Raw genomic sequence first — 14695 nt, 5'->3', positions numbered from 1 at the left:
ATTTGTCACCCCTGACAACCTAAAAGATGTAATTCTTGTACATAGGGGCTAAACAATAGCGTTCCCCGGTATAGCCGAAATCAATTTCTTAGTGTACTCGGCTTGTGGATCGTTATAAATGCGTTCAGGAAATCCTTCTTCTTCTACCTTCCCTTTGTTCATTACAATCATTCTGTCTGAGATGTGTTTTACCACGGCTAGATCGTGGGAGATGAAAATATAGGTGAGTTTGAATTCCTGCTGCAGTTCTCTTAGCAGGTTAAGAACCTGGGCTTGAACAGAAACATCGAGGGCCGAAACAGATTCGTCGCAAATGATAAATTTGGGCTGAAGCGCTAGAGCTCTTGCAATTACGATTCGCTGTCTTTGTCCACCAGAAAATTCATGGGGGTACCGATCAAAATGTTCTGGCAATAAATTTACCTTTTCTAGCAATCTCAAAACATGTGCTCTTCGTTCTTGATCTGTTTTAAATACATGATGAACCTGTAAAGGCTCCATAATCGCATTTCCAACCGTTATTTTTGGATTTAATGAAGAGTAGGGATCCTGAAAAATAAGCTGCACATCACGTCTCATTTTTCGCATTGCGGATTTATTTAATTTTGTTAGGTCGGCACCATCAAATAAAACTTCACCTGAGGTTGGTTCTACTAAGCGTAAGATACTCCTCCCTAACGTCGTTTTCCCACATCCCGATTCGCCTACCAAACCTAGCGTTTCTCCGGGAAAAACATCAAAAGTAATATCATCAACTGCTTTTACGTAGGATGTTGTTTTACCGAATAATCCTTTTTTTATCGGATACCATGTGCATAAATTCTTAACCTGAAGCAAAGGTTTCTGCGTGTAGAGGTCGTGCCTCCGCTGATCAATTTCTTTGTCGGTGTAACTGTTGATCTCTAGCAGGTGCTGCACACCAACAGATTGGTCTTCGTTTAGAAAATCGGCAACCACAGGCAATTTTTTTAACCTGCGTTGTGGTGCAGGCCGGCAGGCTAAGAGACCTTTGGTATACGGATGCTGTGGATTTTCAAACAATTGTTTAGCGGGCCCCTGTTCTACAATGTTGCCTTTATACATCACCAATAGCTCGTCGGCGATTTCATTGATTACGGCTAGATCATGGGAAATAAAGATCAAACCCATATTTCTTTCGTCTTTTAAGCGAAGTAACAGATCAAGGATTGTTTTTTGTACGGTAACGTCTAAGGCGGTGGTGGGCTCATCGGCTATCAGTAACTCAGGATTACAGCTAAGCGCCATGGCAATCATTACCCGTTGTTTCTGCCCGCCAGAAAGTTGGTGGGGGTAACTTGAAAAAATATTTTCTGGGCGGGGAAGCTGTACTTCTTTGAAAAGATTGATAGTTTGGGTCTTTGCTGTAACTTTATCCACCTTTTGATGCAGCATTATCGCTTCTTGCACCTGAAATCCACAGGTAAATACCGGATTTAACGATGTCATTGGTTCTTGGAAGATCATCGAAATTTTGTTGCCTCGAAAGCTTCTAATCTCCTGTTCTGATAAACCTAACAAACTTATATCGTCAAAATCTATGGTGCCCGTAATATTGGTGTTTTGAGAGTCGTGCAGGCGCATAATCGAAAAAGAAGTAACTGATTTTCCAGAACCTGATTCTCCTACAATACCTAAAACCTTGCCTTTTTCTAGGGTGAAACTAACTTTATGTACAGCTTCCGACCAAGTTTTTTCTTCCCGGTTATAAAATTCTATGGCGAGGTCTTTTACGTTTAGCATTAGGATACTAAGGTAATATAATCTTCCGAAATACTTTCCAATCCTTTAAAACGGAGTAAAATTTGTGCAGTAGTGATCACATCTTTCTGACAGTACTTAACAATCCGTTGGATATCATTTTCTTCGTAGTAAACCTTTTTAACCATACTGCCATCAATATCATCTTTTGAGGTAGGGATATTTAACACAGCGGCCAACAGATTTAAAGAGGTATAGTTTTTATAATCGCCAAACTTCCACAATTCCATGGTGTCTAAATGGTTAACTTCCCATGGTCTTTTCCCAGCTAGTTGAAGTTGCCTTGGAATTTCGAGGCCATTAATGAGCATACGGCGACATAAATAGGGGAAATCAAATTCTTTACCGTTATGTGCACAAAGTATGAGATCAGCTTTTTGCTCATTTATGAGTTTGTTAAAGCTGGTAAGGATTTCCTTTTCATCGTGACCAAAATGTGACCCGACCCTTAGATGTTGTTTGCCCTCGTGAGGATAGAAAAAACCAACACTGATGCAGATAATTTTTCCAAACTCGGCCCAAATACCCGCACGTTCGTAAAACTCGGCCGCAGAAAATTCGTCTTTCCTTGTTAAGCGGGTTTTGAGCTCCCATAATTCTTGAAATGGGAAAGGCATTTCTTCAAAATTTTTGTATTGCGGAACAGTTTCTATATCGATAACAAAAACCTTATTTAAGTTAACTTCTTTAAGCATAAATTAATGTTTTAGAGCTGTTTAAATAGGGAAATGGAAGATAGGAAAATAAGGGTATAAGTAGTAAAAATTTTAATTTTTAGTGTGGCGTTTCGCGAATGGCGTAAAGCTTTTTGACCCCCGAATTGTACTAATTTGTCCTTGACTTCGCTCTGGAGACAACTCAAGAGGCGATCACAAAGAATGTCACCCTGAGCGAAGTCGAAGGACTATCACTATTCGCTCAGCGCATACAAAATCCTTATCTCTCTCGGGAAGGATAATCTGTTAACCCCTCGCTTTTCGCCAAACGCTCTAAGCCCTCCGCCAACGCAAAAATCCCTCTCTCTCAAGAAGGATCTTTGAAAATTGAAAACTGCCAATTGAAAACTGGCTAGGTGTAACCTAGAATCTTCAGCACTTGCTTACTATTTTGTTCCTCACCAAATACGTCAAAATTGAAGGTTTCATCGCGGTTTCTGCGAATAAGTACGTGTTTAGGACTAGGCAATAGACAATGATGAATCCCGCCATAGCCACTTAGAACTTCCTGGTAAGCTCCGGTATTAAAAAAACCTAGATATTGAACTTTACGTGTCTTTGGCATAAAAACACTGTTCATATGTGCTTCTTGATTGTAATAATCCTGTCCATCGCAGGTAATGCCGCCTAAGTTAACTCGTTCATATTCGGCATCCCAATTGTTAATGGGCAAGAGGATGTATTTTTGGTTTAATGCCCAAACATCCGGTAGGTTGGTAATAAAGGACCCATCTAACATCAACCATTTCTCACGGTCGTTCTGTTGTTTTCTTCCCAATACCTTATATAAAATTCCTGAAGCTTCAGCAACGGTATATTTTCCAAATTCGGTAATGATATCAGGTTCTACCACATCGTGTTCTGAACAGATTTCTTTAATCCGTTTTACAATTTCGTTAACCATATATTCATAGTCGAAATCGAATACTAAACTATCCTTGAAAGGCATTCCGCCGCCAATATCCAGCGTATCAAGCTCTGGGTTTATCTTTTTAAACTTGCAATATAAGGTTACATATTTCTCTAATTCGTTCCAATAATAGGGCGAATCTGTAATACCGGAATTAATGAAAAAGTGCAATAATTTAACCCTGAAATTAGGGTTACCGGCAACTTTATTATTGTAAAAATCAATAACATCTTCCATTCTTACGCCCAAGCGTGAAGTATAGAACTGAGAATCTGGCTGCTCTTCTGCTGCAATCCTGATACCTAGATTGCAAGGGGTGTCCATTTCAACCTCATCATCGTAAAGGTTAAACTCTTCTTTATTATCTAATACGGGGATAATGTTTTTATACCCATCGTGCAACATATCAATTATATATTGCTTGTACTGATAGGTTTTAAAACCATTACAGATTACTGTAATATCTTTGGTTAATGCCCCTTTTTTCTCTAAGGCTTCGATCATTGGCATATCAAATGCCGAAGAAGTTTCTAAGTGGATACCATTTTTTAAGGCCTCTTCTACAATATGCCTAAAGTGCGAACTCTTAGTACAATAGCAATATTTATAATCGCCACGATAATTATTCTTGATTATAGCGGTTTGAAACAACAATTTGGCTTGTTGGATTTTCTTGCTTACCAAAGGTAAATAGGTAAACCTAAGCGGTGTGCCGTAGGTTTCTATCATTTCCATCAGGTTTAGGTCCTGGAAATACAATTCATCATCTATTACATCAAATCCCTCTTGTGGAAATCCAACGCTTAGATCAAGAAATTCGGAGTAACTCTGCATTTATATTCAACTAATTTCTGCAAAAATGTAATTTTAAATTGAGAAAAGTGGCAAATTATCAATTTTTTACTGTGGGGCGAGAAAGTTCATGATTAATGGGGGATGGCATATAGATTAGATGCATAGGCATCATCTCCATGAACCATGAACCATCAATCATCAACCATTATCTACGAAGGCCAACTTGTTGCTCCTTTGCCTTAGTAAATGATCGGCAAGCACCAGCGCTGCCATGGCTTCAACAATAATTACTGCTCTGGGAACCACACAGGGATCGTGCCGGCCTTTACCTTTGATTTCTGCAGAATCGCCTGCTGCATTAATGGTTTGTTGGTTATGCATTATGGTAGCTACAGGTTTAAAGGCGGTAATAAAAGTAATATCCATTCCATTAGAAATTCCACCTTGGATCCCGCCCGAAAAATTGGTTAATGTTACCATTCCCTTTCCTGATGAGTTGGGGATGGGGAGATCATTATGTGCTGATCCTCTCATTTCGCTACCGGCAAAGCCTGAGCCGTATTCGAAACCGTGTACCGCATTGATGCTGAGCATCGCTTTACCCAAATCAGCATGAAGCTTATCAAAAACAGGCTCGCCTAATCCCACTGGACAATTTTTAATGATACACGCAATTTTTCCGCCAATGGTATCCCCATCTTTGCGCACCGAATCAATCAAATTTATCATTTCATTTGCCGCTTGTGGATCTGCACAACGCACTATATTTTCTTCCCTTATTCGTAATGCTTCGGCTAAATTAATTGAATCAAAACTCGGAGCATTAAGCTGCCCTACTGCGCTAACATGAGCAAAAATCTCTATACCCGCTGTTTTTAACAGAAGCTTGGCGATGGCACCTGCAGCAACACGGGCCGCAGTTTCTCGAGCTGACGACCGTCCGCCGCCTCGATGGTCCCGAATGCCATACTTTACATCATAGGTATAGTCTGCATGTGATGGACGATATATATCTTTGTTATGCTCATAGTCTTTTGAGCGATGATCTTCGTTAGGTATTAACAAACTTATAGGAGTGCCCGTACTTTTTCCTTCGAAAATTCCCGACAAGACTTGAACAGTATCACTTTCTTTGCGTTGGGTGGTAATTTTTGACTGGCCAGGTCTACGTTTATCCAATTCTGACTGGATAAAATCGATATCGATTGCCAATCCGGCCGGACAGCCATCGATAATTACACCTATTGCCACACCATGTGATTCGCCAAAAGTGCTGATTTTAAATATGTTGCCGAAAGAGTTACCTGCCATTTTTTAAGTATTGAGTAGTGAGTATTGCATATTGCGATTCGTTTGTTCAAGGTAGAAATTTGTTGTTTTAAAGTTGAATGTTTTAAAGATGTAATGTTATGCGATATTCCTTTTGAACTCTGTCTCACTACGCTATACGCTATACTCATTACTAATTTCAAATCCCGCCTTCTCCAAATCATCCCAAAAATAGGGATAAGATTTTTCAACTACTTGTTTTTCTTCGATTTCAACTTTGTTAATTTTTAATGCTAGGGGGGCAAATGCCATTGCCATTCGATGATCTTCGTAGGTATGCACGGTAAGTTTATCCGGAAAATACAATCCAGAGCAATCCAGTTTATAGCTTAGATTTTTCTCGATAAATTTAACGCCAATTTTTGCTAGTTCAGTTTGTAAAGCCAACACCCGATTGGTTTCTTTGATTTTAAGTGTTTCGAGACCAGTAAACGTAGCGTTATGCCCCAAAGCTGCACAAATCACAACAATTGTTTGGGCCAGATCAGGACATTCTTTTAAATCGAAAATTTTCCTCTCCACCTTCTTTGCTTCTTTTTTTAGATAAACACCACCATTTTTGAACTGTGATGTAATTCCGAAATTAGCCATGATTTCTGTAATCACACTATCTCCCTGTAAACTATAGCCATTAAGCCCTGGTAAAAAGATAGTAGCCTCATCAGCCAATGCTGCAATCGCATACCAATAGGAGGCCGCACTCCAGTCGGGTTCTACATATAAAGTAGCCGTATTAAAATCCTGCGCTTCGATTGTAATCGTGTTTTCATCCCATTGATGTCTAATTCCGACCTGCTCTAACATTGCTAAGGTCATATCAACATAGGGCTTTGAAGTTAATTCGCCTTCAATTTGTAAGGTTAATCCGAGGGGTAGGTTAGGAGCAATCATCAGCAATGCTGAAATATACTGACTGCTGATATCTCCCTTAATCCTTACATTTTTTGAAGTCTGTTGCAAAGGTCCCAAAATCTGCAAAGGAGGAAAACCATCATTTTCTTTATACAAAATGTTGGCTCCAATACTCTTTAGTGCCTCGGCCAAAATCCCAATAGGCCGCTGCTTCATTCTTTCGGTTCCTGTTAAGGTAAAATTTCCTTCTTGTATAGCTAAAAATGCAGTCAAAAATCGCATCGCAGTACCAGCGGGACCTATGTCGATTAGTCTTGAGTCGGAAGTCTTGAGTCGGTAGTCGGTTTTACTTTGGTCTATAGACTTCAGACTTTGGACTAATAAGGCCGTGTCTGCTGCTACAGATAAATTTTCGACGCTTACTAATCCTTTGCTCAATGCGCTTATTATGAGCGCACGGTTACATTCGCTTTTAGAGCCGGTTAATTTTATTTCGGTATCAATTTGTTTGTTTCCCTTAAAAGAAAGCAAGGCATTATCGTTCATATATGGAATAATTAGCTAATTAGCAAATTAGTTAATTAGCTAATTATTTTACCTCGTGTGCTTCGGCTGCAATCCCAGCTTCAACTTTTCCTGCATTCATGATTTCGGTCTGTCTTCTGATGGATTCGGCGTGTACCAATTCTAAGAATTTTTCTGTAAAGTTTACATCAAGCTTTAAAGCTTTGGCAAATGCAGTACGTTTTTGCATAATTTCATCCCAACGGTTAACCTGTAAGATGGTTACTTTATTATCTCTTTTAAATTCACCAATTTTTTGGGTAATACTCATCCGCTCTGCCAATTTCTGAATTACAAGGTCATCTATTTTATCGATTTCCTTTCTTAGATCAGCCAATTTATCTGTAAATTCTTCATTTTTTGATTCGGGTTGGCGTAAAGTGAATTTGTTCACCATTTCGGCCAATGCTGTTGGGGTAACTTGTTGCTTTGCATCTGTCCATGCAATAGAAGGGTCCATATGTGATTCGATCATTAGGCCTTGCATATCCAAATCCAGTGCCTTTTGGGCGATGTAAGGAATGAGCTCGCGGTTACCACAGATATGGCTTGGATCATTGATTATTGGCAATTCGGGACATAAGGTTTTTAGTTGGATGGCTAATTCCCACATGGGTTCATTGCGGAAAGCACTTTTCTCGAATGAAGAAAAACCACGATGGATAGCGCCTAATTTTGTGATCCCCGCTTTATTGATCCGTTCTAATGCACCTACCCATAATTGTAGGTCAGGATTTACAGGATTTTTAACCAATACCGGAATATCTACGCCTTGAAGCGCATCAGCAATTTCTTGTACCGTAAATGGATTTACGGTAGAACGTGCTCCAATCCATAAAATATCTACACCCGCGGCAAGGGCTTCTTCCACGTGTTTTGCATTGGCTACTTCTACTGCAGTTGGTAATCCTGTTTCTGCTTTGGCTCGTTTTAACCATTCTAGACCGATGCTTCCTATACCCTCAAATTCTCCTGGCCGTGTGCGGGGTTTCCAGATTCCAGCTCTTAATACACTTACTTTTTCGGTTGCGGCCAATAAGTGGGCTGTTGATAACAATTGATCTTCTGTTTCTGCGCTACAGGGCCCCGAAATGATTAAAGGCTCGTTCTTGATGTTGATCCAACTATTTAATGGTTGAATGTTTAATTGTAGTTTCATGATGGGATTTTTATAGTATGAATATTTTCTTGTTAACTAGTGCATATAGGGTTCTGCGTGTCGCGATTTGTTTATTTTAGGGGTTATCTGAATCAAACTAACTTCTATCTTCTATTTTTAGAATTTTATCTTCGTTAAAGTAGAAAATGGATTTACCCTCCAAATTCATTTCATCGCCTTTCTTTAAATCTTCAGTTAAATCTTTAGCTAGGATTGCCGTATATCGGATCAAAGCTATTGCCTTATCTTCTTTAATTTCTAACTGTAGTATTTCCTGATGCCTTACCGTAAAGTAGGAGGCTGCAAGTTCTGCTTGGGTCTTAAAATCGGCTATGCCGTTTAGTATTAAATTTGTTTCACCATTGTTGCTATTTTCGAAAACAATACTCTCATCTAAATCTTTTAGCATCCCCTCTATATTGAAATTATTATAGGCCTCAATGTAATTTTTAATAGCTTGTTTCATGGTAATTCTTGTTTTGGATTAACGTTGGAATGTTGGAAAGTGCGCTCACATCCTCCATCTTACATATTCCCTCTTACATCTCTATACATTATCATTCTTCTCATATTCGCCCAAAATGTTAAAGTTAACGGTATATTTTAGTGCCTTTCTAATGGCAGTATCATAGTTTTCCATGTTGGTCCACTCCATATCAACATAGAAGTAATAATCGTTTCTCTTGCCTAAAACAGGCATAGACTGGATTTTGGTTAGGTTTACGTTTAATTCTGCAAATAGGTTTAACACTTTAGAAAGGGCACCAACATGGTTTCCAACCTGAAAACAGATAGACGCTTTATTGATGAGCGTAGCATCTTCTGTTTTATCTTTTTGCAGGATCAAAAACCGGGTATAGTTCTTTTTATTTGATTCTATTCTTCGCTCAATAATATCCAATCCATACAGTTCGGCAGCTAAGGTATTCGCGATGGCCACGGTGTCGGTTAATTGCTCGTCTCTGATTTTTTTGGCACAAGCTGCGGTATCATTACTTTCGATTACTTGAATTTGAGGAAAGTCATCGAAAAAGTCAACACACTGCCTAATGGCAATAGGATGGGAGGTAGCAAACTTTATATCTTTAAATTTAACTCCTGGTAAAGCCATTAAGTGCAACTGAATAGGGAGATAAACTTCGCCGCTTACAGCAAAATTGTATTCTCTGATTAAGGTGTAATTAGGCAATAAACTGCCTGCAATAGAGTTTTCGATGGCCATGATTACAAAATCGCAATCTCCATTTACCAAAGTATCACAAGTTTGTTTGAAAGAATTACACTCTATTGTTTCGATATCCCTACCAAAAAACTTGAATGCTGCCTCTTCGTGAAACGATGCCTTAATGCCCTGTATGGCTACTCTTAATTTGTTTTTTTTCATCCTGGTAATCCTATAATCTTGGTAATCCTAGTAAACAAAAAAAGTTCCAGCTTTTGGCCGGAACTTTTATATACTTTTAATATTGTTATCTATTTTTTTGCATACTAGCTCCGGCCCTTACTAAAATAGTAAAAGTAACCAAAGTAATATGTGTTTGTTAATTGCATTTTTATTGTTGGTGTCAAATGTACACTTCAAAATTTAATTTGTCAATAGGGAAATGAAAATAAATTAAACAAAATTAAATATTGTACTAAAGAAGACTAGGATTATAGGATGGTAGGATTTTTTACCTCAAGTTAAGAAGGACTAGGATTGTATGATATTTAAATCAATTTTATGGCCAAACTCTTGTTTCTAAACTGCATGTCTCATTATTCTCTATTAAATTTTTAACTGCGTATGATATGCAAGATTAAACTAGTGGTTAATCATAGTGAAATCGACATTGGATAATGGTGCATTTTTGATCTTTATTCTTTGTTCCAGAAATGTAATACACTAATCGATGCTCAGCGGTAATCCTTCTCGACCAAAATCCTTTTAGTCCGAATTTTAAAGGTTCAGGCTTTCCAATTCCTTTGAATGGTTCCTTCGAAATGCTCTTAATAAGCTCTTTGATTTTGATAAGCACCTCCGTGTCGGTTTCTACCCAGTAATTGAAGTCCTCCCAACCTTTAACCGTAAATTCGATAGTCATATAAACAGTTAATCTAGATCATATGGTATGGTTTTACCTGCACTAATCTGATCAATTGACTCTTGAAGCCTTTTACTGTTATTTTTGGAAGATAATAAATATTCGGTTTCTTTTAAAGAGTTGTATTCGCTAATTGACATGATTACAATTGCTTCTTCTTCTTTATGCCTTGGCACAATAATCACCTCTGATGATTTGGACACCTGATCGAAATAAGTTTTCATATCTTTTCTTAAGGTAGAAATAGTTATTGCCTTCATAATTATAGGGATAATCAAAGGTACATAATTACGTACGTAAACTTGTACAAAATATGAAAATATTTTTCTTTATATATATTCAAAACGCTAGCAAATAAGCCGCAACGTAACACCCCAAGGTAATTAAAACGCCCATAAAAGGAACCCTAAACCAATAAACTTTAGCAAGCCATGCGTAGAAAACTAGGGTTGCTATATTGAAAATAAAAAAGAAATGATCATGTTGTAAGAGGTTAAAATAGCGGCTAGCTAAGTATATATTAATTAGCCCGATAAACATCGCTCCGCTGCTATGACTGGCGTTGAAACCTATCCAAGCCTTCCACATTGTAGTTTCTTTGGTTAGATGAGGGAAAGAAGTTTTCATTTCCTCGATCATTTTTTCGTTTTTTGACGAAAATTTATTCGAAAAGAAAGTATAATATAAATGCAAACACCCTAGCAGGAAGATTATTGCCGAACCGAAATTCCAAAGGTATTGTGATGCCATATAATAAAATTTAATATTAAACTTAATCTCCTCCACAGTCTCCACAACTTCCACAAGAGCTTCCGCAAGACGAACCACATGAAGCACCGCTATTGTCATTCGTATTAGATTGTCCAGCTTTGCTTATAATTGGGGTAAAAAGGGGTGATAAAGCTGATGTTCCTAAAATAAAATATTGCCATCCCCAATCATCTAGATTAGGCATTGATGGAATTAAATTTTGCCTATATAATTGCGGAATAGTAACAATGCAAACTAATTTCGTAAGTCGATTAAGATAAAAATAGATACACGCTGCCAATATTAACATGGAAATTGAGATTAGTGTTACTGGCCTATCTCTCAGAAGACCAGTTATTAATCGAATAAACCCTAACATAAATAATAAATGAAGCACACAAAAATTGAAATAAAATATTTTACCGAACACCGCAGATTTACTAAAATACTTTTTAAAAGCATCCATGCAATTTGCAATGTTTAAGAAAATTGGTTTAATGCTAAGTTCATATAGGACATTTTCATAAGTTGCGGCCCCTAATTCATGAAGTGTATCAAAAGTTTGGTACTCTTCAATAGTATCCGGTATTCCAAAACTTGTCCGTTCAAATGAACCATCCTTATTTATGGTTACCTTTTTTTCTTCGATTGCCCTATTTACTACTCCATGAATAACTGATGAAAGTTTTTGTGTTTGGAGGTAAACAAGTTCTAAAGGATTTAGATGGAATATAAACGCATCGCTTTCAATCTTTTTAATGATGCTTTTCAAGTAATACCGATTATAGAATTCAAGCACAATAAATGTAAAAATCGTAATTAAAGCATAACCAATGAGGAAATCGGGATTATTAATTTGCGCATAGATGGGATATAAGAAAAGTGTACTAGGTATGGTTAATAGGGCTAACGTAAGAAGTCCGATTATAATGAATGACCTAATCTTGAAAGAGGATTTTTTGAGTTTTAGACTATTGTACATTCCGTCATACTCCCAAATTGATCTCGGTTGTTCTCCAAAATTTGAGAAATATAATTTTTGAGTTCTATGTTTAGCCTTATTAAATCTTGCATGATCTCCCTTGTTATGAATTGAAGGTACGTGCTGAATTTGCTTGCCCAAAAGCTTACAAAAAGATTGATAGGATTGTGTAAAAATAAGATGTTGATGCCATACAGTATCAACTGTCTCACAAGGTGATACCATCAGCTCAGTATTTGCCGCCAAATACATGAATTTTTTATATTCTAGTATCGCTTTTTCGGTGAAATCTTTTGTCCAATAATTTTCATCGGCCAATCTGATAGAAAAATTATATTCACTTTGGGGATAGTCCAAATTGAAACTTACAATCTTATCCCAAAGTTCGTTATCAACCATATTTATTTCAGAACTACAGAGCTATATAATTTCGTATTCACCTTAAATAGTTGCTCTATTGGCATTTTGATTACTTTTCGATCGTAGGTAATCAATCCGTTAATTTCTACTTCCACGTCTGTAGTTTGCGTATAAACCGCGGCCGATAGGCCCAAAGCGATCAGTTCATTTAAGCGTTCGGTAAAGAAGGCATATTTCTTGAACAGTTCTTCCGGGGTTTTGAAACTTTGATATCCCCAATTATTTTTTTGTTGCCAGGTATGTTCTTCAACGGGCAAACCCAAACCACCATATTCTCCCAACACCAAGATCCTGTCTTTGCCAAATAGATCTGGCCTGGGCATGGATGGGTGGGGATAGCTATGGATATCTGTAAAATGACCGGTGTTATAGAAATTTCCACCACTTGCACTGTTCACTAGTCGGGAAGGATCTTTTTTTATGGTCCACTCCGTAATCTCAACAGTTTTAAATTGCCCCCAAGCTTCATTAAAAGGTACCCAAACTACAATAGATGGAAAATTGTGCAAGGCATCCATAATTGCCGACCATTCTTTGCGGTAATAACCTTCTGATTCTGGCGTACGCTTTTGATCTGATTCGTTGCCAATTATTCCTGGATTTGAATTCCAAGCATTACCTAAATCGCCACTTGGCATATCCTGCCACAGCAGCATTCCCACCTTATCACAATAGTTGTAATACCGAGCAGACTCTACCTTAATATGCTTTCTTATCATGTTAAAGCCCATTTTCTTTAACTGATCTACATCAAATTTCATCGCATCTTCTGTTGGTGGGGTGTATAGACCATCGGGCCACCATCCCTGATCTAGCGGCCCGAATTGAAACAGAAACTGATTATTTAATAGCATTCGTTTAATCCCAGCGGCATCTGTACCAACAGAAATTTTACGCATGGCGAAGTAACTCATCACCTGATCGATTATTTTATTATTTCTGATCAGACTAATTCGTAAATCATATAAGAAAGGATTGCTGGGCGACCATAATTTCTCATTACTAAGCTTAATTACAGCGGGTGTCTCGGTTGTTGAAGTCTGTGTGCCAATAACTTGGTTTCCTTCTATAACCTCTACTTTATACTGATCTGATTGCTGAATATTGTGAAAAGTTCCCGTTACTGTAATCGTATGACTATCAATATCAGGTGTTTGTTTGGTTGTCGCGATATAGGTTGCTGGCACTGCCTCTAGCCATACCGTTTGCCAAATTCCAGTAACCGGAGTGTACCAGATCCCATGGGGCTTTTTAACTTGTTTTCCGCGTGGTTGCGTACCATCATCAGTAGGATCCCACACACGTAATTTGATTTCCTGATTAGTACCTTTTTGCAGAAATGAGGTAATGTTAAAAGTAAAGGGATCAAATCCACCCTCGTGTATGCCTACGCTCTTGCCATTCACAAAAACTTCTGTCTGCCAATCAACTGCGCCAAAATGCAATAAGATTTGCCCGCTCATTGTTTTGGGAACCGAAATCACATTTCTATACCATAATACACTGTCTTTCCCAACCGTTTTTTGGACACCGGATAGTGCCGATTCTATCGCAAAAGGCACTAAAATTTTCCCTTCAAATAGAGGAGTTGTGGTTGATATTGGTGTAATGGCATAATCCCACAGGCCATTTAAATTTTTCCAATTGTTTGTTCTCACCATTTGTGGCCTAGGATATTCAGGTAGGGTAGAGTTTGGATCTACCTTTAGGGCCCAAGGTGTTAAAATCTTGTCCGTTTTTAGCTCCCATTGCTTTTGGGCATATAATTGACTAATTAGTAGTAAGATAATTCCCGTAAGGATAGCTTTTAATTTCATTATTTATGTTTTTTAAAGAAATAGTTGATTTATCAGGCTTCACCGTTAGGAGTGAATTCAGAGAATTTTCTTTTTTCTATATGGTAATTAATTTTCCAAATACTTATTCCGCCATCCCTCATATCCATTAACTCTTTGTCAGCGTTTTTATAAGACGAAGTTTTATATTTTTCATAATCGTCAACACAATTAACGAAAATCATTTTTTGGCCATTTTTATTAATATACCCAACATATTGCCTAAAATATTCGGGAAGTTTTTTCTTAATTAGAGGATAGGTGGCGGTTTCATAATTTGTTAGTGATTTTTTTATATTAAAGAAAGTCGGAAGTAATTTTTCCAGCTCTTCAATGTCTTTTTCACTCGGCATCCAACGTAGAAGGCCATTCAAGTCTAATTCCAATCTAACATCAACTTGAAGAATAAATCCTTTATAGCCTTTCCCCAATATTAATTTTCCCGTAGTTTGTGTAAATCCTGGGGCAGAAATCAATATTAAGAATATCGTGGTTAATAAGCCCTTTATTTTCATGGCAA

14 protein-coding genes are annotated in these 14695 nt (G+C 37.7%); all 14 read right to left on the bottom strand.

Going from position 1 to position 14695, the window contains the following annotated elements:
- Window positions 1-48: 48 nt before the first annotated feature.
- A complete protein-coding gene (locus AC6H0V_RS07940; protein WP_497563188.1) occupies window positions 49-1761 on the bottom strand; it encodes an ABC transporter ATP-binding protein in 1713 nt (570 codons plus the stop codon).
- Window positions 1761-2474 carry a 3'-5' exonuclease gene (locus AC6H0V_RS07935; RefSeq protein ID WP_497563187.1) on the bottom strand — a complete coding sequence of 238 codons (714 nt, stop codon included), beginning with the start codon at window positions 2472-2474 and terminating at the stop codon, window positions 1761-1763. The genes AC6H0V_RS07940 and AC6H0V_RS07935 overlap by 1 nt, the downstream gene beginning before the upstream one ends.
- A gap of 373 nt (window positions 2475-2847) precedes the next feature.
- Complete coding sequence (locus tag AC6H0V_RS07930; RefSeq protein ID WP_497563186.1) at window positions 2848-4239, bottom strand: arginine decarboxylase; 1392 nt, start codon at window positions 4237-4239, stop codon at window positions 2848-2850.
- A 159-nt stretch (window positions 4240-4398) separates the two neighbouring features.
- On the bottom strand, window positions 4399-5511 hold the full coding sequence (gene aroC / locus AC6H0V_RS07925) for a chorismate synthase (RefSeq protein WP_497563185.1): 1113 nt from the start codon (window positions 5509-5511) through the stop codon (window positions 4399-4401).
- A gap of 132 nt (window positions 5512-5643) precedes the next feature.
- On the bottom strand, window positions 5644-6927 hold the full coding sequence (gene aroA / locus AC6H0V_RS07920; protein ID WP_497563184.1) for a 3-phosphoshikimate 1-carboxyvinyltransferase: 1284 nt from the start codon (window positions 6925-6927) through the stop codon (window positions 5644-5646).
- Window positions 6928-6970: 43 nt separating this feature from the next.
- Window positions 6971-8104: a chorismate mutase gene (locus tag AC6H0V_RS07915; RefSeq protein WP_497563183.1), complete on the bottom strand. Its 1134-nt coding sequence runs from the start codon at window positions 8102-8104 to the stop codon at window positions 6971-6973.
- A gap of 97 nt (window positions 8105-8201) precedes the next feature.
- Window positions 8202-8570 (bottom strand): nuclear transport factor 2 family protein, encoded by a 369-nt coding sequence (locus AC6H0V_RS07910; RefSeq protein ID WP_497563182.1) that lies wholly within the window; start codon window positions 8568-8570, stop codon window positions 8202-8204.
- 81 nt (window positions 8571-8651) lie between these two features.
- Window positions 8652-9488, bottom strand: a complete 837-nt coding sequence (locus AC6H0V_RS07905) for a prephenate dehydratase (RefSeq protein WP_497563181.1) — start codon at window positions 9486-9488, stop codon at window positions 8652-8654.
- 427 nt (window positions 9489-9915) lie between these two features.
- Window positions 9916-10188, bottom strand: coding sequence for a Txe/YoeB family addiction module toxin (locus tag AC6H0V_RS07900; RefSeq protein WP_497563180.1), 273 nt, complete (start codon window positions 10186-10188; stop codon window positions 9916-9918).
- A gap of 8 nt (window positions 10189-10196) precedes the next feature.
- Entirely contained in the window at window positions 10197-10448 is a 252-nt protein-coding gene (locus AC6H0V_RS07895) for a type II toxin-antitoxin system Phd/YefM family antitoxin (protein ID WP_497563179.1), read from the bottom strand.
- A gap of 79 nt (window positions 10449-10527) precedes the next feature.
- Window positions 10528-10938 (bottom strand): LIC_13387 family protein, encoded by a 411-nt coding sequence (locus AC6H0V_RS07890; RefSeq protein WP_497563178.1) that lies wholly within the window; start codon window positions 10936-10938, stop codon window positions 10528-10530.
- A gap of 22 nt (window positions 10939-10960) precedes the next feature.
- Window positions 10961-12319, bottom strand: coding sequence for a glycine-rich domain-containing protein (locus tag AC6H0V_RS07885; RefSeq protein ID WP_497563177.1), 1359 nt, complete (start codon window positions 12317-12319; stop codon window positions 10961-10963).
- A gap of 2 nt (window positions 12320-12321) precedes the next feature.
- Window positions 12322-14157: a glycoside hydrolase family 2 protein gene (locus AC6H0V_RS07880; RefSeq protein WP_497563176.1), complete on the bottom strand. Its 1836-nt coding sequence runs from the start codon at window positions 14155-14157 to the stop codon at window positions 12322-12324.
- Window positions 14158-14189: 32 nt separating this feature from the next.
- Complete coding sequence (locus AC6H0V_RS07875) at window positions 14190-14690, bottom strand: hypothetical protein (protein WP_497563175.1); 501 nt, start codon at window positions 14688-14690, stop codon at window positions 14190-14192.
- Window positions 14691-14695: the final 5 nt, after the last annotated feature.

It is taken from the genome of Pedobacter sp. NO84 (assembly GCF_059703915.1).
This window is presented reverse-complemented; position numbering and strand designations above follow the sequence as displayed.

What these genes read in the sequence shown, in the direction of transcription:
- AC6H0V_RS07940 (WP_497563188.1), bottom strand. Translation starts at nt 1,761, where the DNA reads ATGCTAAACGTAAAAGACCTCGCCATAGAATTTTATAACCGGGAAGAA.
- AC6H0V_RS07935 (WP_497563187.1), bottom strand. Translation starts at nt 2,474, where the DNA reads ATGCTTAAAGAAGTTAACTTAAATAAGGTTTTTGTTATCGATATAGAA.
- AC6H0V_RS07930 (WP_497563186.1), bottom strand. Translation starts at nt 4,239, where the DNA reads ATGCAGAGTTACTCCGAATTTCTTGATCTAAGCGTTGGATTTCCACAA.
- aroC (WP_497563185.1), bottom strand. Translation starts at nt 5,511, where the DNA reads ATGGCAGGTAACTCTTTCGGCAACATATTTAAAATCAGCACTTTTGGC.
- aroA (WP_497563184.1), bottom strand. Translation starts at nt 6,927, where the DNA reads ATGAACGATAATGCCTTGCTTTCTTTTAAGGGAAACAAACAAATTGAT.
- AC6H0V_RS07915 (WP_497563183.1), bottom strand. Translation starts at nt 8,104, where the DNA reads ATGAAACTACAATTAAACATTCAACCATTAAATAGTTGGATCAACATC.
- AC6H0V_RS07910 (WP_497563182.1), bottom strand. Translation starts at nt 8,570, where the DNA reads ATGAAACAAGCTATTAAAAATTACATTGAGGCCTATAATAATTTCAAT.
- AC6H0V_RS07905 (WP_497563181.1), bottom strand. Translation starts at nt 9,488, where the DNA reads ATGAAAAAAAACAAATTAAGAGTAGCCATACAGGGCATTAAGGCATCG.
- AC6H0V_RS07900 (WP_497563180.1), bottom strand. Translation starts at nt 10,188, where the DNA reads ATGACTATCGAATTTACGGTTAAAGGTTGGGAGGACTTCAATTACTGG.
- AC6H0V_RS07895 (WP_497563179.1), bottom strand. Translation starts at nt 10,448, where the DNA reads ATGAAGGCAATAACTATTTCTACCTTAAGAAAAGATATGAAAACTTAT.
- AC6H0V_RS07890 (WP_497563178.1), bottom strand. Translation starts at nt 10,938, where the DNA reads ATGGCATCACAATACCTTTGGAATTTCGGTTCGGCAATAATCTTCCTG.
- AC6H0V_RS07885 (WP_497563177.1), bottom strand. Translation starts at nt 12,319, where the DNA reads ATGGTTGATAACGAACTTTGGGATAAGATTGTAAGTTTCAATTTGGAC.
- AC6H0V_RS07880 (WP_497563176.1), bottom strand. Translation starts at nt 14,157, where the DNA reads ATGAAATTAAAAGCTATCCTTACGGGAATTATCTTACTACTAATTAGT.
- AC6H0V_RS07875 (WP_497563175.1), bottom strand. Translation starts at nt 14,690, where the DNA reads ATGAAAATAAAGGGCTTATTAACCACGATATTCTTAATATTGATTTCT.